Origin of the sequence: Streptomyces triculaminicus, assembly GCF_017349075.1 — a bacterium.
Lineage (GTDB): Bacteria > Actinomycetota > Actinomycetes > Streptomycetales > Streptomycetaceae > Streptomyces > Streptomyces triculaminicus.
On the sequence record NZ_JAFMOF010000003.1, the window covers coordinates 1,026,901 to 1,047,933 of the forward strand.

Genomic DNA, 21,033 nt, shown 5'->3' on the forward strand with positions numbered 1-21,033 from the left:
CAGGCGGCCCAGGGCGAAGGAATATCGCCCTGACCTGGCCAGATGTTAAATGTCCCGGAACGTTTCGATCTGGGCGCCGACCGAGTTGAGGCGTTCGGCGAGGTCCTCGTAGCCGCGGTTGATGACGTAGACGTTGCGGAGGACGGAGGTGCCCTCGGCGGCCATCATCGCCAGGAGCACGACCACGGCCGGGCGCAGGGCGGGCGGGCACATCATCTCGGCGGAGCGCCAGCGGGTGGGGCCCTCGACGAGGACGCGGTGCGGGTCGAGGAGCTTGACGTCCGCGCCGAGGCGGTTGAGGTCGGTGAGGTAGATGGCGCGGTTGTCGTAGACCCAGTCGTGGATGAGGGTCTGGCCCTGGGCGAAGGCGGCGATGGCCGCGAAGAAGGGCACGTTGTCGATGTTGAGGCCGGGGAACGGCATCGGGTGGATCTTGTCGATCGGCGCACGGAGCTTGGAGGGGCGCACCGTCAGGTCGAGCAGGCGGGTGCGGCCGTTGTCGGCGCGGTACTCGGTGCTGCGCTCGTGGTCCAGGCCCATCTCCTCCAGGACGGCGAGCTCGATCTCCATGAACTCGATCGGCACCCGGCGGATCGTCAGCTCCGACTCCGTCACCACGGCGGCGGCCAGCAGGCTCATGGCCTCCACCGGGTCCTCGGACGGCGCGTAGTCGACGTCGCGGTCGATGGTGGCCACGCCGTGCACGGTGAGCGTGGTGGTGCCGATGCCCTCGACGCGTACGCCGAGCTCCTCGAGGAAGAAGCAGAGGTCCTGGACCATGTAGTTGGAGCTGGCGTTGCGGATGACGGTCACGCCGTCGTGCCGGGCGGCGGCCAGCAGGGCGTTCTCGGTCACGGTGTCGCCGCGCTCGGTCAGGACGATGGGGCGCGTGGGGGAGACGGAACGATCCACCTGGGCGTGGTACGTGCCGTCGGTGGCCGTGATCTCGAGGCCGAAGTGGCGAAGCGCCGTCATGTGCGGCTGTACGGTCCGGGTGCCGAGGTCGCAGCCGCCCGCGTACGGGATCTTGAAGTGGTCCATGCGGTGCAGCAGCGGGCCCAGGAACATGATGACGCTGCGGGTGCGGCGGGCCGCCTCGGTGTCCATCGCGCCCAGGTCGAGCTCGGCGGGCGGCAGGATCTCGAGGTCGTTGCCGTCATTGATCCACCGGTGCCGGACGCCGATGCTGGCGAGCACCTCGAGGATCCGGTACACCTCCTCGATCCGCGCGACGCGACGCAGCGTCGTACGACCGGCGTTGAGCAGCGTGGCGCACAGCAGCGCGACGCACGCGTTCTTGCTCGTCTTGACGTCGATGGAACCCGACAGCCGGCGCCCGCCGACGACGCGCAGGTGCATGGGCCCGGCGTACCCGAGCGAGACGATCTCGCTGTCGAGGGCCTCTCCAATGCGGGCGATCATATCAAGACTGATGTTCTGATTTCCCCGCTCAATGCGGTTGACCGCGCTCTGGCTGGTCCCCAGAGCGTCCGCGAGCTGGGACTGCGTCCAGCCACGGTGCTGGCGGGCGTCGCGGATGAGCTTGCCGATACGGCTGAGGTAGGCGTCTGTCATGAGACAGACGGTATCTCAGATATGAGATCTCCGCCCGTCGCGCCATGGCTCCTGCACAGGTTCTGCGCCTGTACGGCGGTCAGAAGCCGGACGTGTCGAGTTCGAGGGCGAAGGGGGCGGGAAGGTGTACGGAGGTACCGAAGGGGCGCGGGCCGTCCGTCTTCGCGTAACCAAGCCTGCTCGGCTCGCTGAAGAGCGTGCAGGTCCGCTCCTGGCGGTCCACGAGGAGGTAGAGGGGAGCGCCGTACTCGGCGTAGCGGCGGCGCTTCACGATACGGTCGGTGTCGCCGTTGGACTCGGAGGTGACTTCGACGACGAGCAGGGTCTGGTCGGGTACAAGGGCGCCACCGCCCTTCGCCAGCTCTCGGGGTACGACGGCCAGGTCCGGTACGTACCAGTTGGAGCTGCCCGGCAGGTCGAGGTCTCCGGAGCCCGCCCTGCACCCGAGCTTCCGCAGGGTGGGTCCGAGCTGTTCGCGGATCTCGTCGGCTACGTTCTCATGATCCCATGTGGGCACGGTTGTCTGGATGACCCCCTCGACGATCTGCGTCCGATCGCCCTTGACGTGCTGGATCGCGTACTTCAGCGCCTTTTCGGGGTCGTCGGCTGCGTACGAATGGGGCTGTGCGCTCATCGGTCCTCCCAGGGACTGTGTGACTGCAGCATGACGACTGTCCCTGATCTACAGCAATTGCCATGGCCGACCCGCCCGTTCGGCCCAACGCTCACCCGAACTGGTGAACCAGACCCGCGTGTTCTCCGGGAGTTCCGTCCTGCGAGGATCGGATCAACGGCGGCGGTCGTACGGGTGGCCGCCCGCAGGGGGAGGTGGGCTTGATGGCAGCTCAGATCGGTTCCTTCGCCAGTGACGAGGCGCGGACGCGGGTGCTCGCCGCCTACGACCGGGCCATGGCGTTCTGGCCGGAGCCGTGGGACGAGCGGGACGTCGAGACGGCCTATGGGGCCACCCGGGTGTACGGGTACGGCGCGGAGGGCGACGGCGTTCCCGTCGTGCTGCTCCACGGGCAGAGTGCCGCGCCCACCGAGTGGGCGCCGCACGTCGCCGCGCTCGCCGAAGGGCGGCGGGTGTTCGCCGTGGACCGGGTGGGGGAGCCCGGGTACAGCACGCAGACCGCGCCGGTGCGGACGCCGGAGGACACGGCCGCGTGGCTGGAGGAGGTCCTCGCCGGGCTGGGGCTCGAGCGGGTGCATCTGGTGGGGCACTCGTACGGCGGATGGGTAGCGCTCAATCACGCCGTACGCGCCCCCGGGCGTGTCGCGTCGGTGGCCGTCTACGACCCGCCGCGCGCCCTCGCGCCCCTCAAGGCCGGATTCGTGTTCGGGGCCGTCGCCCAGTTCGTCGGCCCCGAGAGCTTCCGGACCCGCTGGTTCGACGAACTGATCGGACCGACGGGCCTGCCGGCGGAGGAGGCCGAGGTCCAGGCCCGGTTCTCGCTGGAGGCGATACGCGGCTTCCGTATCCGTCTGCTGCCGCCCCAGCACATAAGTGACGAGGAACTGCGCGGCGTCACCGTGCCCGCCCTCGTCCTGCTCGGCGGCGAGAGCCGGGTGCACGACGCCCGGCGGGCGGGGGAGCGGGCGCGGCGCCTCGTGCCGGGCGCCCGCGTGGAGGTCGTGCCCGGTGCCGGTCACGGCATCCCGGTGGCGCTGTTCAACGACCGGGTGCCGGAGTTCGTGCGCGAGGTGGAGGACCGGCAGGACGCCCGCTCCTGAAGCTCACGCGACTGAGCTCACGCACCCGGCCCGCCCGCGCCGCGGGTCACGGCGAGCAGGGCCATGTCGTCGCTGATGCGGCCTCCGGTGTGGCGGTCCACGTCGTGGAGGAGGGTGTCGAGCAGCTCGTCCGGGCCGGGGAGGTCGCGGCCGGTCAGGCAGGCGACGGGGTCGTAGAAGGCGCCGACCCGGTCGCGCGCCTCGGTGAGGCCGTCCGTGTAGAGCAGGAGCGTCGTTCCGGGAGGGAAGGGCACGGTGTGGACGCGGTCCTCGCCGGTGCCCGGCTCCGCCAGGGCCAGGGGCAGGGCCGGCTCGGGGGGCTCGGCGGTGCGTACCGTGCCGCCGTGCAGCAGGAGCGGCGCCGGATGGCCGCGGTTGACCAGCCGCAGTTCGTCGCCGGAGGGCGGGATCTCGGCCAGGACGCCGGTGACGAAGCCTTCGGTCCGCTCGAATCCCGACCGCCGCTCCGCCTCGCGGATCAGCGCCCGCTCCAGGCGGGCCGCGATGCCGGCGAGGGTGGCCTCCTCGTCGGCCGCCTCGCGGAACGCGCCCAGCGCCACGTCCACCGCCTTGACCGCCTCCATGCCCTTGCCCCGCACGTCGCCGACGACGCAGCGCATCCCGTACGGGGTGTCCTGTACGCCGTACAGGTCGCCGCCGATCTGCGCGTCCTTCACGGCCGACTGGTACCGCACGGCGATCCGCAGCGCCCCGACGGCGGCCGGCGGCTCCGGCAGGATGGCGCGCTGCACGGCGAGGGCGACCCGGCGGGCGGACTGCAGCCGGACGTCGCTGTAGTACATGAGGCGGTTGACGACGACGGCGAGGGCCGAGACGGTCGCGACGGCCGCCAGCTCGCTGCGCCCGCCCGTGTCCCCGATGAGGCCGAAGTGGGTGAGCAGCGCGGCGTCGGCGGCGCAGGCGCCGAGGCCCGCGAGGATCGTCGCGCGCAGGGACAGCAGGGCGGCGGCCGTCATCGGCGCGGCCGTGTAGAAGGCCTCGGCGCTGAAGTGGGGAGAAGTGGAGTAGTCGAGGAAGGCGCCGCCGACGAGCAGGAGGACGGGCAGCCACTGCAGGTGGCTCAAGCATCCGCGCCTGATCGCGTCACCTCCCGCGCCCGGTGCCCTCACGTAGCCGCTCCCGCTCCCGCTCTCGCGTGCCGTGCGGTGCCGTGCCCGCCGCCGTGCGGTGTTCCGTACACCACGCTCAAGCATCCTCGGGCCGGTTTGGGGCTGCCAGTCAGGGCATGGCTGTGGGGTTACGCGCCGTATGTCCCGGTCTGTCGACACCGGACGGCCCATCCGGACATGACCGTGCGGCCTCGATGTACTAGAGTTATCTCGACATCGAGATATCTGCCGAGAGGCGTACCGCCGTCGCGCCAGTAAGGCGTACCTAACTTAGGCACACCTTAGCGGATGCGCGCGGTGGGGTGGCGGCAGGATTGCCGCAGTACGCGAATTCATGCATGAAGGAGACTGTCGTGTCGGCGAACAGCTTCGACGCCCGCAGCACGCTGCAGGTGGGCGACGAGTCGTACGAGATCTTCAAGCTGGACAAGGTCGAGGGTTCCGCTCGCCTTCCCTACAGCCTGAAGGTGCTGCTGGAGAACCTGCTCCGCACGGAGGACGGCGCGAACATCACCGCCGACCACATCCGTGCGCTGGGCAACTGGGACTCGCAGGCCCAGCCCAGCCAGGAGATCCAGTTCACGCCGGCCCGCGTGATCATGCAGGACTTCACCGGCGTCCCCTGCGTCGTCGACCTCGCCACCATGCGTGAGGCCGTCAAGGAGCTCGGCGGCGACCCGGCGAAGGTCAACCCGCTCTCCCCGGCCGAGCTGGTCATCGACCACTCCGTCATCGCCGACAAGTTCGGCACGAAGGACGCCTTCGGCCAGAACGTCGAGCTGGAGTACGGCCGCAACAAGGAGCGCTACCAGTTCCTGCGCTGGGGCCAGACCGCCTTCGACGACTTCAAGGTCGTCCCCCCGGGCACCGGCATCGTCCACCAGGTGAACATCGAGCACCTGGCCCGCACGGTCATGGTCCGCAACGGCCAGGCCTACCCCGACACCCTGGTCGGCACCGACTCGCACACCACGATGGTCAACGGCCTCGGCGTGCTGGGCTGGGGCGTCGGCGGCATCGAGGCCGAGGCCGCGATGCTCGGCCAGCCGGTCTCCATGCTCATCCCGCGCGTCGTCGGCTTCAAGCTGACCGGTGAGCTCCCGGCCGGCACCACCGCCACCGACCTCGTCCTCACGATCACCGAGATGCTGCGCAAGCACGGCGTCGTCGGCAAGTTCGTCGAGTTCTACGGTGAGGGCGTCGCCGCCACCTCGCTGGCCAACCGCGCCACCATCGGCAACATGTCGCCGGAGTTCGGCTCCACCGCCGCGATCTTCCCGATCGACGGCGAGACCCTGAACTACCTCAAGCTCACCGGCCGCTCCGAGCAGCAGGTCGCGCTCGTCGAGGCGTACGCCAAGGAGCAGGGCCTCTGGCTCGACCCGGCCGCCGAGCCCGACTTCTCCGAGAAGCTCGAGCTCGACATGTCCACGGTCGTCCCCTCCATCGCCGGCCCGAAGCGCCCGCAGGACCGCATCATCCTGGCCGAGGCCGCCGCGCAGTTCGCGCAGGACGTCCGCAACTACGTCGACGAGGTCGACGAGGCGGGCAAGGAGTCCTTCCCGGCCTCCGACGCCCCGGCCATCTCCACCGGCGCCCCGTCCAAGCCGGTCACCGTGACCGCCCCCGACGGCTCGACCTACGAGATCGACCACGGCGCCGTCACCGTCGCCGCGATCACCTCCTGCACCAACACCTCGAACCCCTACGTCATGGTCGCCGCGGCGCTCGTGGCCAAGAAGGCGGTCGAGAAGGGCCTGACCCGCAAGCCGTGGGTCAAGACCACCCTCGCCCCGGGCTCCAAGGTCGTCACCGACTACTTCGACAAGGCGGGCCTGACCCCCTACCTCGACAAGGTCGGCTTCAACCTCGTCGGCTACGGCTGCACCACCTGCATCGGCAACTCCGGCCCGCTGCCGGAGGAGGTCTCCAAGGCCGTCAACGACCACGACCTCGCCGTCACCTCGGTGCTCTCGGGCAACCGTAACTTCGAGGGTCGCATCAACCCCGACGTCAAGATGAACTACCTGGCGTCGCCGCCGCTGGTCGTCGCGTACGCCCTCGCCGGCTCCATGAAGGTGGACATCACCAAGGACGCCCTGGGCACCGACACCGACGGCAACCCGGTCTTCCTCAAGGACATCTGGCCCTCCGAGGCCGAGGTCAACGACGTCGTGGCGAACGCCATCGGCGAGGACATGTTCAACAAGTCCTACAGCGACGTCTTCGCGGGCGACGCCCAGTGGCAGGCCCTGCCGATCCCGACCGGCAACACCTTCGAGTGGGACGCCGAGTCCACCTACGTCCGGAAGCCCCCGTACTTCGAGGGCATGACGATGGAGACCACCCCGGTCACCGACATCACCGGCGCCCGCGTGCTGGCGAAGCTCGGCGACTCGGTCACCACCGACCACATCTCCCCGGCCGGTGCCATCAAGGCCGACACCCCCGCCGGCAAGTACCTCACCGAGCACGGTGTCGAGCGTCGTGACTTCAACTCCTACGGCTCGCGCCGAGGCAACCACGAGGTCATGATCCGCGGTACGTTCGCCAACATCCGCCTGCGCAACCAGATCGCGCCGGGCACCGAGGGCGGCTTCACCCGCGACTTCACGAAGGACGACGCCCCCGTCTCCTTCATCTACGACGCCTCGCGCAACTACATCGAGCAGGGCATCCCGCTGGTCGTCCTGGCCGGCAAGGAGTACGGCTCCGGCTCGTCCCGCGACTGGGCCGCCAAGGGCACCGCGCTCCTCGGCGTCAAGGCCGTCATCGCCGAGTCCTACGAGCGCATCCACCGCTCGAACCTCATCGGCATGGGCGTCCTCCCGCTGCAGTTCCCCGAGGGCGCCTCGGCGGAGTCCCTGGGCCTGACCGGCGAGGAGACCTTCTCCTTCGCCGGCGTGACCGAGCTCAACGACGGCACCACGCCGCGCACGGTCAAGGTCACCACCGACAGCGGTGTCGAGTTCGACGCGGTCGTCCGCATCGACACCCCCGGTGAGGCGGACTACTACCGCAACGGCGGCATCATGCAGTACGTGCTGCGCAACCTGATCCGCGGCTAGCGGTTCCGGTAGCAGAGCGGCGAGGGCCGCACCCCGTTTCGTACGGGGTGCGGCCCTCGTGCGTTTCCCTTGCGAACACGGCACCTTGAGGAACGCGGCACCTTGAGGAACGCGGCGCTTTGACGAACACGGCGCTCCCGGGCGCGCGTTCACCCCACCACCCTCCCGGGGCATCCCTCAACACGACCGGGTGATCGGGGGGTTGGGGAAGTGTCGGGCGTTACCCCGCTGGTTAGGCTCCCCGCCGGGACGGAGCGACTGCTTCCTCCCAGAGGGAGGGATTTGTCAGCGATGGGATCCGCCGTCACCTTCGGGGAGCTTGCCGGGATCTCCGGCGAGGAACTTCCCCCGCGGATCGCGCTCTCGAGCGTGTTGCTGCCCGCGGGCACCGATCAGCCCGTGTTTCCGACGCTGGTGCGAACGGATCACGGAACGACGGTGGCCTACGCCTGCCAGTACCGGCAGGACGCCGGCAGCCCCGGCCTTCTCGTCGCGCTGGGACTGGCTCCCAGCTCTCCCGGCTACAGCACCACCTGCATTCCTGCGGCCATTTCCAGCCGCTGATCTTCGTCATTCGAGCGCCATTCGAGAAGGGGAACGCACATGGTCAACGCCATCAGCTTCGAGGAACTCGCCGACATCGCCGGTGAGGTGCTGCCCGAGCGGACCGTCATGGGCGTCATCGCGACGCCGCTCGGCCTCGCGGATCCCGGCCCCAGCGGGGCGGGCGCCGGCGCCGGCAGCTCCAGCTCCGCGGCGGCCACGGGCGGCGGCGTGTTCGCCCCCGTCCCGCACGACCACGGCACGACGATGCTCTCGGCCTGTCAGGCCGTCGACCGGCAGGGCACCCCGGGCCTCCTCGGCTCGCTGGGCCTGCCGTCCACCAACCCCACCACCAGCATGACGTGCATCCCCACGGCCGTCTCCAGCCACTGATTCCCGCCTAGCGGCTCGCCGTACGCGTTCGGGGAGGGGCCGGGGCATCCCGGTCCCTCCCCGGCCCGTCCCGCCAGCAACCCCACGGAGTGCGCCCATGTCACCGCCCACGCTCGTGGCCGGCATCGAACTGGTCGGTGAGTTCGAGGACTCCGGCTACTGCGAGCCGCCCCACCTGGTCTGCCGCCCCGACGGGCAGATCGTCCGGCTGCCCGCCCTGCTCTACCAGGTCGTCCGCGGCCTGGACGACAGACACGCGCGTCGGGCTGACGGGGAGACGGCCATGGCACGGGTGGCCGCCGAGCTGAGCCGGGAGACCGGCCGGCACTTCGCCCCCGAACACGTCGCCTACCTCATCGACGAGAAGCTCGCCCCGCTCGGCATCACCACCCACAGCGACGGCTCACCGCCACCGCCCACCGCGAAGAGCGACCCCTTCCTCGCCTTCCGCTTCCGGCTGGCCGTACTCCCGGAGCACGTCACCTGGTTCCTCTCCGGCCTCTTCGCCTGGCTGTTCCGCCCACTGCTGGTCGCCTTCGGTCTCGGCGCGTTCCTGGCCTGCGAGATCTGGCTCTGGGCGACCCAGGACACCGGCGCCGCCCTGCGGACCGTCCTCACGTCCCCGACCGGCGTCCTCCTCGTCGTCCTCCTGGCCATCGCCTCCTGCGCGTTCCACGAGATGGGCCATGGTGCCGCCTGCCGCTACGGAGGCGTACGGCCCGGCGAGATGGGATGCGGCATCTACCTCGTGTGGCCCGCCTTCTACACCGACATCACCAACTCCTACCGGCTGGGCCGCGCCGGCCGCATCCGCGCCGACCTCGGCGGCGTCTACTTCAACGCCCTCTGCGCGCTCGCCCTGGGCCTGGCGTACGCCGCGACCGGCTTCCCGCCGCTGCTGGTGGCCATCGTCTCCGTCCACCTCGAGATGATTCAGCAGCTGCTTCCCACGCTCCGCTTCGACGGCTACTACATCGTCGCCGACCTCGTCGGCATCCCCGACCTGTTCAAGTACATCGGGCCGATCGTGAAACGGGTCGTGCTGCGGCGCCCGGCGGACGAGCGGCTGCGCGCCCTCAAGCGATGGCCGCAGGTGGTGGTGGCGGCGTGGGTGCTCTTCCTGATCCCCGCGCTGACGTTGCAGCTGGGCATGGTCCTCGTCAACATGCCGCAGCTGCTACGGGCCGACTGGGCAAGGATCACCCTGCTGGTGGCCGACGCGGGCGCCTCCGGCAACGTGGCGGTCGGGGTGACCGCGGCGTTCCTGCAGATCGTGCTGCTGGTCCTCCCCGTCGCCGGGGTGGTGCTGGTGCTGGCCCAGCCGGTACGGGCCCTTATCCGCCGATGCCGTCGTTCCGCTTGACGGTACGGATGAAGGCCGCCCAGCTGGCGGTGGGGAAGGTGAGGGCGGGGCCCCCGGGAGCCGTCTTGGTGTCGCGGACGGGGATGATGCCGGGAAGGTTGTCGGCGATTTCGACGCACATCCCGCCGTCTCCGTTGGTGTAGGAGGACGTGCGCCAGTTCGCCATGCTTAAGTCATGTGCGGTGCTCATGGGTCGCCCATTCCTTTGCCGCCGAATCGATCAGGGCCAGGGACGCCTCCGGCGACAGTGCGGCAGCCCTGGCCAGATCGTAGGCCGATTGGCACTGCGCGACCAGGGCTGGGTCTTCGATGAGCTGCCCGTTGTACGCGCTTTCGGTGTAGACGACCGGTGGCGCGTCGTTGAAGTGCATCACTGCAAGGCTTGTGCTCATGAACGGATGGGCGCCAGCTGCGAAGGGCAGAATCTGCAGCACCACATTCGGCCGGGCCTGTACTGCTTGGACCAGGTAAGCGAGCTGTTCGCTGATCACGGTGGGGCTGCTCACGGGTACGCGAAGCGCTGCCTCGTGAACGATGGCCCAGAAAACCGGGGCAGTTGGGCCATCGAGTAGGTGGGCGCGCTCCAGCCGGGCATCGACAAGTTGCTCCACCACCTGGTCCGGGGCGAAGCGTTGCGCTGCACGGGTCACAGCGCGTGCGTATGCCTCTGTCTGCAGCACTCCTGGCACGAACATGACTGAAGACTCGCTGATGCTCTTCGCCTGTCGCTCGAGCTCCGCCGCGTCGGCGAAGTAGTCGGCGACCTTCGAGTTACGCGCGAGCCGGCACAGGCGCTGGAGGTGCTCGCCACTTCCCAGCACTTCGTCGAGCAGCTTCGAGATTTCCAACTGGGGCCGCCGTGCCGCTGTCTCGAACTGTCCGATGTACGTCCCGGAGCAGAACGCGCGCTGACCGAGCTGGTCCTGAGAAAGGCCAGCATCCTCTCTCAGACGGCGCAGTTCCGATCCGTAGAACGCTCGAGCGTCGGCGTACGGGTCCGTGTTCCTGGGCTGGGTCACCGGGCCAGCGTAGCCCCGGCGACAGGTCAATTCCTCGCATTCCATAGGATCGACGAACAGTCGAACTCCTGGGGGAATACGTGAGATTGAGACTTCGCTCCATCGTGGCGACGGCCGCGCTCGCCATCGGCCTGGCCGTCCAGCCCGGTACCGCGACGGCCGACTCCGAACTCGACGGCAAGGCCCTGCAGTCCGCCCTCGACAAGCTGACCGCCGCCGGCGCGCCCGCCGCACTCGCGGAGGTGCGGGTCGGGGGAAAGACGTGGTCGGGGGCCAGCGGGGTGCGGGACACGCGGACCAAGCGTCCCGCGCGGCCCGGTGACCGGTACCGCGTGGCCAGCGTGACCAAGTCGATGGTCGCGGCCGTCGTCATGCAACTCGTCGACGAGGGGCGGCTGAAGCTCGACGATCCGGTGTCGCAGCACCTGCCGGGGCTGCTGCCGTACAAGGAACCGATCACCGTACGACAGCTGCTCAACCACACCAGCGGTGTGCCGAATTACTTCGACCAGCTGTATGCGGAGACGGGCGACAAAGAGCTCGAGGAGATGGAGCGGAACCGCTTCCGCTATTTCCCGCCGCGCGATCTCATCAAGATGGCGACGGGAAAGCCGCTGGTGTCCAAGCCCGGCACGGAATTCCATTACTCCAACACCAATTACCTCGTCATCGGGCAGCTGATCGAGAAGAAGACCGGTCGTTCTCTCGCGACGGAGCTGGAGCGGCGGGTGTTCCGCCCGGCGGGCATGAAGGACACGTCGTACCCGGCCGTGAATCCGTATCTCGCCGGCCCGCATGTCAACGGCTATCACCTCGTCGAGGGCCGGCCCGCGCGGGACGTCACGGTCTACACACCGACGGTGTGGGGAGCGGCGGCGGGGGTGGTGTCGACCAACGCCGACCTCAACCGGTTCTTCAAAGCGTTGTCCGACGGCACGCTGCTCTCATCCGCCCGGTGGGCCGAGATGCGGGAGTTCACGGTGGCGCCCTACGCGTTGGGTGTGGCGCCGGGAGGCGACCTGTGTCCGGCGCGGCCCGGCGAGTACCTGTGGGGGAACACCGGCAACGGGTTCGGGTACCGCACGATGTCGTTCAGCTCCCCGGACGGCCGGCGGCAGCTGAGCTTCAGCTGGACGCTGTCGGTGTCCGAGGTCGACGGCCCGCCTGCCGTGAGCAAGGCGGTCCAGGAGATGGTGGTGGCGGCCGTCGGCGCCACCTGCCCGAAACCGGCGAAGTAGATGCGAAAGGGCCGCACCCCCTCATCAGGGGGTGCGGCCCTCGCGTCAGGCTCAGAACATCCAGCGGTACTGGTTCCAGCCGGAGTTGCCGACCTTCTCGCGGGACTTGAAGGGGGACGAGGCGTTGCCCGTGCCCTTGTAGAGCCACAGCGAGCCGTCGCCGTTGCGGGCGATCAGGTCGGAGCGGCCGTCGAGGTCGACGTCACCGGTGGCGACCAGCTCGTTGAACTGGTTCCAGCCGGGGCCGATCTTCGTGCGGGCCTCGAACGGCTTGGTGGAGTCGCCGGTGCCCTTGTAGAGCCACAGCACGCCGTCCTTGTCGCGGGCGACGATGTCGGTCTTGCCGTCGCCCGTCAGGTCGCCGCGGCCGGTGATCTCGGTGAACTGGCCCCAGCCCGGGCCGACCTTCTTGCGGCCGGACAGCGAGCCGTCGGCGTTGGCCACGTAGAGGAAGAGCACGCCGGAGCGGTCGCGGACGAGGATGTCCGACTGCTTCGAGCCGCCCAGGTCGCCGGGGGAGAAGAACGCGTCGTACTGGCCCCAGTCGTCGGCGACACGCTTTCCGTTGCCGCCGTCGGAGTACCAGACCTCCTCGGCCTTGCTCAGGACGTACGTGCCGTCGGCGACGCCGTTGCCGTCGTGGTCGACGTGGGTGGCCGCGCGGATGGAGTCCCAGCCGGTGTCGACGAGCTCGCGGGAGGTCAGGCCGCCCTTGCCGTCGGGGCCGTAGAAGTACAGCTCGCCGGCGTCGTTGACCGCGCCGAGCGGCATGACCGGGGCCTTGGCCGAGGGGGCCGCCACCGCGCGGGGGGCCGCCAGGCCCTTGGCGGTGCTCTGCTGGGTCGCCGGCGCGGCGGAGACCTTGGACAGGCCGCGGGCGGCGTCACGGGCAGCGGTGGAGCCCGCCGGGGTGGCCGCCATGGCGGTCCCGGCGGTGGTGCCGGCCAGGGTTGCGGCTATCGCCGCGGTGACGAGACGCGACAGGGCGCGCCCACGCGAACGGCCGGAAGATCGAGCCATGTATTGCTCCATCAGTTCGAAAGGAAATGTCGTGGTACGCCCGGATAAAGCCGGGCGCACCACGTGATCAGCGCGATCCTTTCACACGGCCTTTACGAGTCAACCGGTTTGGGTACCCCTCAGATCCCCTTGCTCCCGAGCAGTTCCACCTCCGCCAGGACGGCCTCCCCGCCGCCCAGCGGCTCCAGCCGGTAGTGGCGGTACTCGCCGGGGGAGCGGAGCCGGAAGACGCGGGTCTGCCGGTCCCAGGCGAAGGCCTCGTCCGCGCGGCGGTCGACCTCCTGCCAGCTCCGCCCGTCCGCCGAGCCCGCCAGCACCCAGCCGTGCGGGGCCTTGGCCCGGTCGGCGGAGGTGAGCGTGTAGGAGTCGACCCGGGCGCCGGGGGCGACCTCGAAGCGGGTCGTCGTGAAGGTCGTCTCCGTGCGGGAGCTGTCGTCGGTCAGGGCCGTGGCGCCCGGCACGGTCAGGTCCGCCGGCGGCACCGGCACCTTGTCGTCACGGGTGATGGAGGTGGGGCCGGCGTCCTCTCCCGAGCCCCACGACGATGGCCGGGGCCCCATGGCGAACTCCAGCGTGCCGCCCTGGGCCAGCAGGGCGTGCGGGAGGGCGGTGGAGGTCCAGGGCCGGCCGTTGAGGCGCACGTCCTGGACGTAGATGTTGCGGGCGCTGTTGCGCGGCGCCTTCACGACGAGGTCGCGGCCGCCCTCGAGGTGCAGGGTGGCCTTGGTGAAGAGCGGGGAGCCGATCGCGTACTCGCCCTGCCCCATCACCAGCGGGTAGAAGCCCAGCGCGCTGAAGAGGTACCAGGCGGACATCTCGCCGTTGTCCTCGTCGCCCGGGTAGCCCTGGCCGATCTCGCTGCCGAGGTAGAGGCGGGAGAGGACCTCGCGGACCTTCTCCTGGGTCTTCCAGGGCTGGCCCACGGCGTCGTAGAGGTACGCGATGTGGTGCGAGACCTGGTTGCTGTGCCCGTACATGCCCATGCGCACGTCCCGGGCCTCGGTCATCTCGTGGATGACGCCGCCGTAGGAGCCGGCGAACTTCGCCTCGCCGGTCTCGGGGGTGGTGAAGTAGCCGTCGAGCTTCTTGGCCAGGCCTGTGCGGCCGCCGTACAGCGCGGCCAGGCCCCGGGTGTCCTGGGGGGCGGTGAAGGCGAAGTTCCAGCCGTTGGTCTCGGTGTAGTCGTGGCCCCACACGCGCGGGTCGTAGGCGCCGGGCTGCAGCCGCCAGGCGCCGCTCGCGTCCCGGCCCTGGAAGAAGCCGGTCCGGGTGTCGAAGAGCCGGACGTAGTTGCGGGCGCGGCCCAGGAAGTACTCGGACTCGTCCAGGTAGCGCGTCTTGTGCGTCCGCTCGTACAGCGCCCGGCCCATCCTCGCCAGCCCGAAGTCGTTGAGGTAGCCCTCCAGCGCCCAGGACAGGCCCTCGCGGGTGGCGGTGCTGGTGTAGCCGAGGAAGACCGAGGTGTCCATGCCCTTGCGGCCGGTGCCGGGGCTCCCGGGCGCCACGGTCGCGTTCTTCAGCGCGGCCTCGTACGCCGCCTCCGCGTCGAAGGAGACGCCCTTGACGTAGGCGTCGGCGAAGGCGACGTCCGAGCTGGTGCCGGTCATCAGATCGGCGTAGCCGGGGGAGGACCAGCGGGAGATCCAGCCGCCGTCCTTGTACTGCCGGACGAAGCCGTCGACGAGCCGTCCGGCGCTCTTGGGGGTGAGCAGGGTGTAGGCGGGCCAGGTGGTGCGGTAGGTGTCCCAGAAGCCGTTGTTGACGTACACCTCGCCGTCGACGACCTTCGCCCCGGTGGCGGTGGGGGTGTTCTGGCCGGCGGGCGGGGAGAAGGGGCTGGCGTAGCGGGGGCGCGGGCGGGCGGCGGAGCCGGTGTTCTCGAAGCCGGAATTGGGATAGAGGTACAGGCGGTAGAGGCTGGAGTAGAGCGTCGTGAGCTGGTCGCGGGTGGCGCCCTCGACCTCGACGCGGCCCAGCACGGCGTCCCACGCGGCGCGGGCGCGGTCGTGGACCCGGGCGAAGGAGGCGCCCGCCGGGATCTCCTGCTCGAGGTTGGCACGGGCCTGCTCGGTGCCGATGAGGGAGGTCGCCAGGCGCAGCGTGACCGTGCGGTCCCGGCCGGCGTCGAAGCGCAGGTAGCCGGTGACGCCCTCGCCGCTGCCGGGGCCGTCGCCCTTGAGCCTGCCGCTCGCGGTGACCGGCCGGTCGAAGACGCCGTAGACGAACAGCCGGCCCGCGCCCGTGGACAGCCCGCTCCTGACGTCGGAGTAGGCGGTGAACGAGCGGCGGTCGGCGTCGAGGGTCAGCCCGCCCTGGTTCTTGACGTTGTCGAGGACGACGGCCGCGTCGTCGCCGGGGAAGGTGAAGCGCATCATCGCCGCGTGGTCGGTCGGGGCGATCTCGGCCTTGAGGCCGTTCTCGAAGGTGACGCCGTAGTAGTGGGGCCGCGCGCTCTCGCGCTGGTGCCGGAAGGGCAGGGCGCGGGCGGCGCGCGAGGCGTCGGGGGTGCCGGCGGCGGCCGAGGGCATGACCTGGAAGGTCTGCCGGTCGCCCATCCAGGGGCTGGGCTGGTGACTGGCGGCGAAGGCCTGGACGGAGGGGAGGTTGGCCGCGTTGTTGGTGGCCGCGTACTGGTAGAGCCAGTCGGTCGAGCCGGCGTTGGTGACCGGCGTCCAGAAGTTGAAGCCGTGCGGGACGGCGGTGGCGGGGAAGGTGTTGCCCCGGGAGAAGTTGGAGCTGGAGTTGGTGCCGCGCGTGGTGAGGGCCCGGTCCGCCGGGTGGGCCGGGGGCCGCTCCGCCGGGGCCGGGCCGATGGAGATGTCGTCCACCCAGCCCCGGAACTTCGCCGGGCCCACGGGGGAGTCGTAGGCGATCAGGATCCGCTCGACGGTCTTGCCGGCGGCCACGGCCCCGATGTCCGCCTCCTTGTTGTTCCACTGGTTGACGTAGAGCGTCTTGGAGGCGGCCTGCCCCTGCGGCGTCAGCTCGGCCCCGTGCTGGTCGACGGCGCCGAGCCGGCTGAGGTACGTACCGTCGGTGAACGCCAGGTCGAGGGAGACGTGCGTGGCGGGGTAGCGGGCGTCGGCCTCGGGCAGGGCGGGGAAGACCTTGTACGCCAGCAGGGTGTTCCGGGCGATCTTGGTGTTCACCGCGAACACCTTGTTGTACGAGTAGCCGCGGCCGGTCGCCTGGTGCATGCCGCCGTAGCGCAGGGCGTGGGTGCCGGTGAAGCCCGCGCGGGCCTTGGCCGTGGGGGAGCCGGTGGGGCCGCGGTCGATGTGGCTGCGCATGTCGGCGGGTGGCGGGGTGCCGCCGCCGGCGGTGGCCAGCTGCACCTCGGCGAGCTGGAGGATGGGCTCGCCGCTGTTGCGCGTTATCTCCAGCCGGAACTGCCGGTAGGGGACGGCGCCGTCGAAGGCGAACTCCCGTGTCTGCAGGCGGCTTTCGAAGCTCTCGTCATGGCGGGTGTCCAGCACCTTCCAGTTCTTGCCGTCGTCGGAACCCTTGAGCGTCCAGTCCCTGGGGTCACGGCCGGGCGCGTCGTTGGCCGAGGTCAGCGCGTACCGCACGGCCTTGACCGGCTCGGACAGCTCGAACTCCAGCCAGGCGGACCGCTCGAAGTCCAGCCACTTGGTGGCGCTCTCGCCGTCGATCAGGTTCTCCTTCACCTCGCCCGCCTCGGCGTGCTCGCCGCTGGCGCGGACGGTGGTGACCTTGTCCGTCACATTGCCGGGGATGCCGCTGGAGTCGTCGCCGTCGATGCCGGCGGAAAGCCGCCGTCCGTCGTGGTCGGTCTCGACGGTGTTGCGCCAGTCGGGCTGCGGCTCACCACTCTCGAAGGAGGAGGCGAAGCGCTCGGTCGCGGCCCCTTTGGGCCCTTCGGGTGAGGCCGCCACGCCCATGGCGCCTTGCGTGACCTGAGCGGTCGTCATCACTACGGTGGCTGCGAACAGAGCGGTGGGGCGGGCGAGCGTACGCCATCGGAGGTACCCGAGTCTGTGTCGCATCCCTTGCCTCTCCACCAGGCCGACAACGTTGTCATACAAGCCGCGCAGTGTTAAGTAGGGCGTGAGACACCAGTGGTGTCAAGGGTCTCGGCGCTGGTGTCGCCGGGCGGGCGCCGGGTGCCGGTGGCGGTGTGCCGGGGGGCCGCCGGGTGTGCGCCGGGAGGCCGCGGGCGGTGCGCCACGAGGTCTCAACTCGGGAAAGATGCGCGGTCGAAGCCGCTTGCGATCTTGCCCAGTTGATCGAAGTGGACTATACCTGTCGGCGTCCGGGACGGGTTTTTCCGGCCCGCCGCGCGGACCGCGCAACACTCCGCGCTTCCGGTTCGCGTACGCCCCGCACCATCCGGTTCACGTAGACCCCGCACATCCGGTTCACGTACGTCTCGCACCATCCGGTTCTACGCACATCTCGCACATCCCGCACCATCCGGTTTCACGCACATCCAGCTTCAACCGACGCGCGGTGTCGGGCCCTTCGTCGACGGCGAACGCCCAAGGGGAGAGGTGTCACACCGCCTGAGTCCTGGAGAAGGCGAGGACTTGAGCATGGGATCCACCCCGGAACACGGCCGGCGCCCGGAATACGGCCGACGCGACCTGATCAAGCGAGCGGCGGCGATCGGCCTGATCTCGGTGCCGGCCATGAGCGCGCTCAGCGCCTGCGCGAGCGGCGGGGACGGCGACGGCGGCAAGCAGGTGGACAAGGGGAAGAAGAGCGAGAAGAACCCCCTCGCCGTCAACGAGAAGGCGGCCCTGGACGTCGTCATCTTCGACGGCGGATTCGGCCAGCAGTACGCCAAGGACGCGGAGGCCGAATACCGCAAGGCCTTCCCCGACGCCCAGGTCAAGCACTCCGCCACCCAGGAGATCCAGACCCAGCTCCAGCCCCGCTTCAACGGCGGCACCCCACCGGACCTCATCGACAACTCCGGTGCCAAACAAATGGACATGGGCACCCTGGTCGGCAAGAACCAGCTCACCGACCTCACCGCCCTGCTGGACGCGCCCTCCTACGACGACCCCGCCAAGAAGGTGCGCGACACCCTGCGCCCCGGCGTGGTGGAGATGGGGCAGTTCGAGGGCAAGGAGACCTGGATCCTCTACTACGCCTACACCGTCTACGGCGTCTGGTATTCGAAGACCAATCTCCAGAAGCTCGACGCGCAGTACCCCGAGACCTGGGACGAGATGCTCAAGGTCTGCGAGGCCGCGAAGAAGAAGGGCATCGCCGGCTGGACGTACGCCGGAAAGTACCCGTACTACGTGCCGTTCAGCCTCTACCCCTTCATCGCCAAGATCGGCGGCGTGGAGGTGCTGAGGAGAATCGACAACCTCGAGCCCAACGCGTGGAAGGACCCGGCCGTCAAGGCCGCCTTCGAGGCGTACTACGAGCTCTACAAGAAGGGCTACATCCTCCAGGGCTCCCCGGGCCTGACCCACATCGACTCGCAGACCGCCTGGAACCAGGGCAAGGCGTTGTTCCTCCCCAACGGCTCCTGGGTGGAGAACGAGGCGAAGAAGACCACGCCGCAGGATTTCCGGATGGCGGTGGGTGCCCCGTCCAGCCTCGACAAGAACAGCGACAAGATGCCGTTCGGCACCATCTGGGCCTCCGGCGGCGAACCGTTCATCGTGCCGAAGAACGCCCGCAATCCGCAGGGCGGCATGGAACTGCTCCGCGTCATGCTGGGCAAGAAGTCCTCCCGGAACTTCATCAAGTCCGTCTCCTCGCTCACCTCCCTCAACGGCGGCACCGAGGGCCTCACCCTCCCGTCGGGGCTGGCCTCCTCGCAGCAGGTGCTCGAGGCGGCCGGGAAGAACGTGGTCAACCCGCGGCTGCAGGACTGGTACGTCGCCCTGCAGAAGGAGAAGATCGGCGTCGCCGCGATCGGCGAGATGATGGCGGGCCGCCTCACCCCCGACGAGGCCATCACGAAGATCCAGCGCTTCGCCGACGAGACCGCCAAGGACGACTCGGTCAAGAAGTACAAGCACAAGTGAGCGGTGGCGGCCATGCAGCACGGTAAGTACCGTTTCATCGCGGGGTTTCTGGCCCTCCCGCTGGCGATCTACGGCATCTTCGTCATCTCGCCGTTCGTCCAGGCCATCTACTACTCCTTCACGGACTGGACCGGACTGAGCCCGGACTTCCGCGTGACCGGGACCGACAACTACCGGCGGCTCTGGAACGACGACGTGTTCTGGACGTCCGTCGGGCACAACGTCCTGTTGCTGCTGGTGCTGCCGCTGGTGACCATCGGGCTCGGACTCTTCTTCGCCTTCATGCTCAACGTCGGCGGCCGCCGCAGGAAGAACGCGGCGGTCGCCGGAGTCCGCGGCTCCGGCATCTACAAAGTCGTCTACTTCTTCCCGCAGGTGCTCTCGATCGCGATCGTCGCCCTGCTGTTCCAGTTCGCCTACAACCCCAACAGCGGCGCCCTGAACTCCTTTCTGAGCGCCGTCGGCCTGGACTCCGTACGCCCCGAATGGCTGGGCGACCCGGACCTGGCCCTGTGGTGCGTGATGGCGGTGATGGTCTGGAGCAACGTCGGCTTCTACGTCGTGCTCTTCTCGGCCGGAATGAGCTCCATTCCCCGGGACTTCTACGAGGCCGCGCTGCTGGACGGCGCCAACCGCCTGCAGACCTTCTTCCGGATCACCCTGCCCCTGCTGTGGGACACCGTGCAGACGGGCTGGGTCTACATGGGCATCATGGCGCTCGACTCGTTCGCCGTGGTCCAGATCATGACCATCGGGCCCGGCGGACCGGACTACTCCACCGAAGTGCTCTCCTTCTACCTCTACACCAAGGCGTTCCGCGACGGCCAGGCCGGATACGCGACCACGCTCGGGGTCGCGCTGCTCATCGTCACGCTGCTTTTCGCGGGCATCGTCATGAAGCTCGGCCGGCGCGAGCGACTGGAGTACTGATGCGCGTACGTACGACCACCGATGCGGCCGATGCCGCGGCCACCGGAATTCCGGCGCAGCGCGGACGGCGGGCGCGGGGCCCAGGGGGCCGCGTCGGCAGCGAGGGCGGACTGCTCAACGTCTTCTCGCACGGCGTCCTCCTGCTGTGGGCCCTGATGGTCACGCTGCCCCTGCTGTGGGCGGTGATGAGCGCCTTCAAGACCGACAAGGAGATCTTCACCTCGCCGTGGTCGCCCCCGAGCGGCCTCCACGTCGACGCCTGGGGCCGGGCCTGGTCCCAGGCCCACATGAGCCAGTACTTCCTCAACTCGGTCATCGTCGTGGCCGGTTCGCTGGTCGGCACCATGCTGCTGGGTTCGATGGCGGCCTATGTGCTGGCCCGCTTCGAATTCCCCGGCAACCGCTTCGTCTATTTCCTCTTCGTCGCCGGAATGAGCTTCCCCATCATCCTGGCGCTCGTCCCGCTGTTCTTCGTGATGGAGAACATGCAGCTGCTCAACACCTATCCCGGGCTCATCCTCGTCTACATCGCCTATTCGCTGCCGTTCACCATCTTCTTCCTCAGCGGCTTCTTCCGGACCCTGCCCACCTCGGTCGCGGAGGCGGCACTGATCGACGGGGCGTCGCACACCCGTACGTTCTTCCAGGTGATGCTCCCCATGGCCCGGCCCGGCCTGATCAGCGTGGGGATCTTCAACTTCCTGGGGCAGTGGAACCAGTACCTGCTGCCCACGGTGCTGAACGTCGGCGACGACGACAAGAAGCTGCTGCCCCAGGGCCTGGTGGCGCTCGCGGTCAGCCAGGGCTACAAGGGCGACTGGTCCGGGCTCTTCGCCGGCCTGGTCATGGCCATGCTGCCGGTCCTCGGCGCCTACATCGTCTTCCAGCGCCAGGTCCAGGCGGGACTGACGGCGGGGGCGCTGAAGTAGGGAGCCGGCCGTTTCCGGCCGGTGCGGCGGTGGGGCCGGCCCGGGCCGCCATGCCCCAGCCCTACGATGAGGCCTCAATCTGC

At 69.4% G+C, this 21,033-nt stretch carries 16 protein-coding genes; 9 read left to right on the plus strand and 7 right to left on the minus strand.

What is annotated here, in order from left to right; translation table 11 throughout:
- Nucleotides 1–45 precede the first annotated feature (45 nt).
- Both J1792_RS23080 and J1792_RS23085 read right to left on the minus strand, forming a co-directional pair.
- Nucleotides 46–1,575, minus strand: a complete 1,530-nt coding sequence (locus J1792_RS23080) for a helix-turn-helix domain-containing protein (RefSeq protein ID WP_086573899.1) — start codon at nt 1,573–1,575, stop codon at nt 46–48.
- Between the two features lie 79 nt (nt 1,576–1,654).
- Nucleotides 1,655–2,209, minus strand: coding sequence for a Uma2 family endonuclease (locus J1792_RS23085; RefSeq protein ID WP_207248082.1), 555 nt, complete (start codon nt 2,207–2,209; stop codon nt 1,655–1,657).
- A 203-nt stretch (nt 2,210–2,412) separates the two neighbouring features.
- On the opposite strand from J1792_RS23085, the gene J1792_RS23090 reads away from it, so the two are divergent.
- Nucleotides 2,413–3,309: an alpha/beta fold hydrolase gene (locus J1792_RS23090; protein ID WP_086573903.1), complete on the plus strand. Its 897-nt coding sequence runs from the start codon at nt 2,413–2,415 to the stop codon at nt 3,307–3,309.
- A 17-nt stretch (nt 3,310–3,326) separates the two neighbouring features.
- On the opposite strand, the gene J1792_RS23095 is transcribed toward J1792_RS23090, so the two are convergent.
- Nucleotides 3,327–4,394, minus strand: coding sequence for a PP2C family protein-serine/threonine phosphatase (locus J1792_RS23095; protein WP_242646350.1), 1,068 nt, complete (start codon nt 4,392–4,394; stop codon nt 3,327–3,329).
- Between the two features lie 398 nt (nt 4,395–4,792).
- Here J1792_RS23095 and acnA point away from each other — a divergent pair, with 398 nt between their 5' ends.
- The 4 genes from acnA (at nt 4,793) to J1792_RS23115 (ending at nt 9,806) form a co-directional block, all read left to right on the plus strand.
- Complete coding sequence (gene acnA, locus J1792_RS23100; protein ID WP_086573906.1) at nt 4,793–7,507, plus strand: aconitate hydratase AcnA; 2,715 nt, start codon at nt 4,793–4,795, stop codon at nt 7,505–7,507.
- A 291-nt stretch (nt 7,508–7,798) separates the two neighbouring features.
- Nucleotides 7,799–8,071 carry a hypothetical protein gene (locus J1792_RS23105; RefSeq protein ID WP_086573908.1) on the plus strand — a complete coding sequence of 91 codons (273 nt, stop codon included), beginning with the start codon at nt 7,799–7,801 and terminating at the stop codon, nt 8,069–8,071.
- A gap of 39 nt (nt 8,072–8,110) precedes the next feature.
- Nucleotides 8,111–8,443 (plus strand): hypothetical protein, encoded by a 333-nt coding sequence (locus J1792_RS23110; RefSeq protein WP_086573910.1) that lies wholly within the window; start codon nt 8,111–8,113, stop codon nt 8,441–8,443.
- 97 nt (nt 8,444–8,540) lie between these two features.
- On the plus strand, nt 8,541–9,806 hold the full coding sequence (locus tag J1792_RS23115) for a hypothetical protein (protein ID WP_207248084.1): 1,266 nt from the start codon (nt 8,541–8,543) through the stop codon (nt 9,804–9,806).
- On the opposite strand, the gene J1792_RS23120 is transcribed toward J1792_RS23115, so the two are convergent.
- Together J1792_RS23120 and J1792_RS23125 are read right to left on the minus strand one after the other, a co-directional pair.
- A complete protein-coding gene (locus tag J1792_RS23120) occupies nt 9,778–9,996 on the minus strand; it encodes a DUF397 domain-containing protein (protein WP_207248085.1) in 219 nt (72 codons plus the stop codon). The two genes, J1792_RS23115 and J1792_RS23120, sit on opposite strands and share 29 nt — an antisense overlap.
- Entirely contained in the window at nt 9,980–10,825 is an 846-nt protein-coding gene (locus tag J1792_RS23125) for a helix-turn-helix domain-containing protein (RefSeq protein WP_086573913.1), read from the minus strand. Before J1792_RS23125 ends, J1792_RS23120 begins: the two co-directional genes overlap by 17 nt.
- An 80-nt stretch (nt 10,826–10,905) precedes the next feature.
- Here J1792_RS23125 and J1792_RS23130 point away from each other — a divergent pair, with 80 nt between their 5' ends.
- Nucleotides 10,906–12,063, plus strand: coding sequence for a serine hydrolase domain-containing protein (locus tag J1792_RS23130; protein ID WP_207248086.1), 1,158 nt, complete (start codon nt 10,906–10,908; stop codon nt 12,061–12,063).
- Nucleotides 12,064–12,114: 51 nt separating this feature from the next.
- Here J1792_RS23130 and J1792_RS23135 read toward each other — a convergent pair whose 3' ends face one another.
- Both J1792_RS23135 and J1792_RS23140 read right to left on the minus strand, forming a co-directional pair.
- Entirely contained in the window at nt 12,115–13,083 is a 969-nt protein-coding gene (locus J1792_RS23135) for an FG-GAP repeat domain-containing protein (protein ID WP_207248087.1), read from the minus strand.
- 119 nt (nt 13,084–13,202) lie between these two features.
- Nucleotides 13,203–17,090, minus strand: a complete 3,888-nt coding sequence (locus J1792_RS23140; protein ID WP_207248088.1) for a GH92 family glycosyl hydrolase — start codon at nt 17,088–17,090, stop codon at nt 13,203–13,205.
- Nucleotides 17,091–17,636: 546 nt separating this feature from the next.
- On the opposite strand from J1792_RS23140, the gene ngcE reads away from it, so the two are divergent.
- From ngcE to J1792_RS23155, 3 genes are read left to right on the plus strand one after another with little or no spacing between them, the layout of a single operon-like run.
- A complete protein-coding gene (gene ngcE / locus J1792_RS23145; protein ID WP_207248089.1) occupies nt 17,637–19,091 on the plus strand; it encodes an N-acetylglucosamine/diacetylchitobiose ABC transporter substrate-binding protein in 1,455 nt (484 codons plus the stop codon).
- Nucleotides 19,092–19,103: 12 nt separating this feature from the next.
- On the plus strand, nt 19,104–20,021 hold the full coding sequence (locus J1792_RS23150; RefSeq protein ID WP_207248090.1) for a carbohydrate ABC transporter permease: 918 nt from the start codon (nt 19,104–19,106) through the stop codon (nt 20,019–20,021).
- Nucleotides 20,021–20,950 carry a carbohydrate ABC transporter permease gene (locus tag J1792_RS23155; RefSeq protein ID WP_086571377.1) on the plus strand — a complete coding sequence of 310 codons (930 nt, stop codon included), beginning with the start codon at nt 20,021–20,023 and terminating at the stop codon, nt 20,948–20,950. The genes J1792_RS23150 and J1792_RS23155 overlap by 1 nt, the downstream gene beginning before the upstream one ends.
- Nucleotides 20,951–21,033: the final 83 nt, after the last annotated feature.

Excerpts from the sequence above, each read along its gene's own strand:
- J1792_RS23105 (WP_086573908.1), top strand. The coding sequence starts at position 7,799 with ATGGGATCCGCCGTCACCTTCGGGGAGCTTGCCGGGATCTCCGGCGAG.
- J1792_RS23090 (WP_086573903.1), top strand. The coding sequence starts at position 2,413 with ATGGCAGCTCAGATCGGTTCCTTCGCCAGTGACGAGGCGCGGACGCGG.
- J1792_RS23120 (WP_207248085.1), bottom strand. The coding sequence starts at position 9,996 with ATGAGCACCGCACATGACTTAAGCATGGCGAACTGGCGCACGTCCTCC.
- ngcE (WP_207248089.1), top strand. The coding sequence starts at position 17,637 with ATGGGATCCACCCCGGAACACGGCCGGCGCCCGGAATACGGCCGACGC.
- J1792_RS23080 (WP_086573899.1), bottom strand. The coding sequence starts at position 1,575 with ATGACAGACGCCTACCTCAGCCGTATCGGCAAGCTCATCCGCGACGCC.
- J1792_RS23140 (WP_207248088.1), bottom strand. The coding sequence starts at position 17,090 with ATGCGACACAGACTCGGGTACCTCCGATGGCGTACGCTCGCCCGCCCC.
- J1792_RS23085 (WP_207248082.1), bottom strand. The coding sequence starts at position 2,209 with ATGAGCGCACAGCCCCATTCGTACGCAGCCGACGACCCCGAAAAGGCG.
- J1792_RS23155 (WP_086571377.1), top strand. The coding sequence starts at position 20,021 with ATGCGCGTACGTACGACCACCGATGCGGCCGATGCCGCGGCCACCGGA.
- J1792_RS23135 (WP_207248087.1), bottom strand. The coding sequence starts at position 13,083 with ATGGCTCGATCTTCCGGCCGTTCGCGTGGGCGCGCCCTGTCGCGTCTC.
- J1792_RS23110 (WP_086573910.1), top strand. The coding sequence starts at position 8,111 with ATGGTCAACGCCATCAGCTTCGAGGAACTCGCCGACATCGCCGGTGAG.
- J1792_RS23115 (WP_207248084.1), top strand. The coding sequence starts at position 8,541 with ATGTCACCGCCCACGCTCGTGGCCGGCATCGAACTGGTCGGTGAGTTC.
- J1792_RS23150 (WP_207248090.1), top strand. The coding sequence starts at position 19,104 with ATGCAGCACGGTAAGTACCGTTTCATCGCGGGGTTTCTGGCCCTCCCG.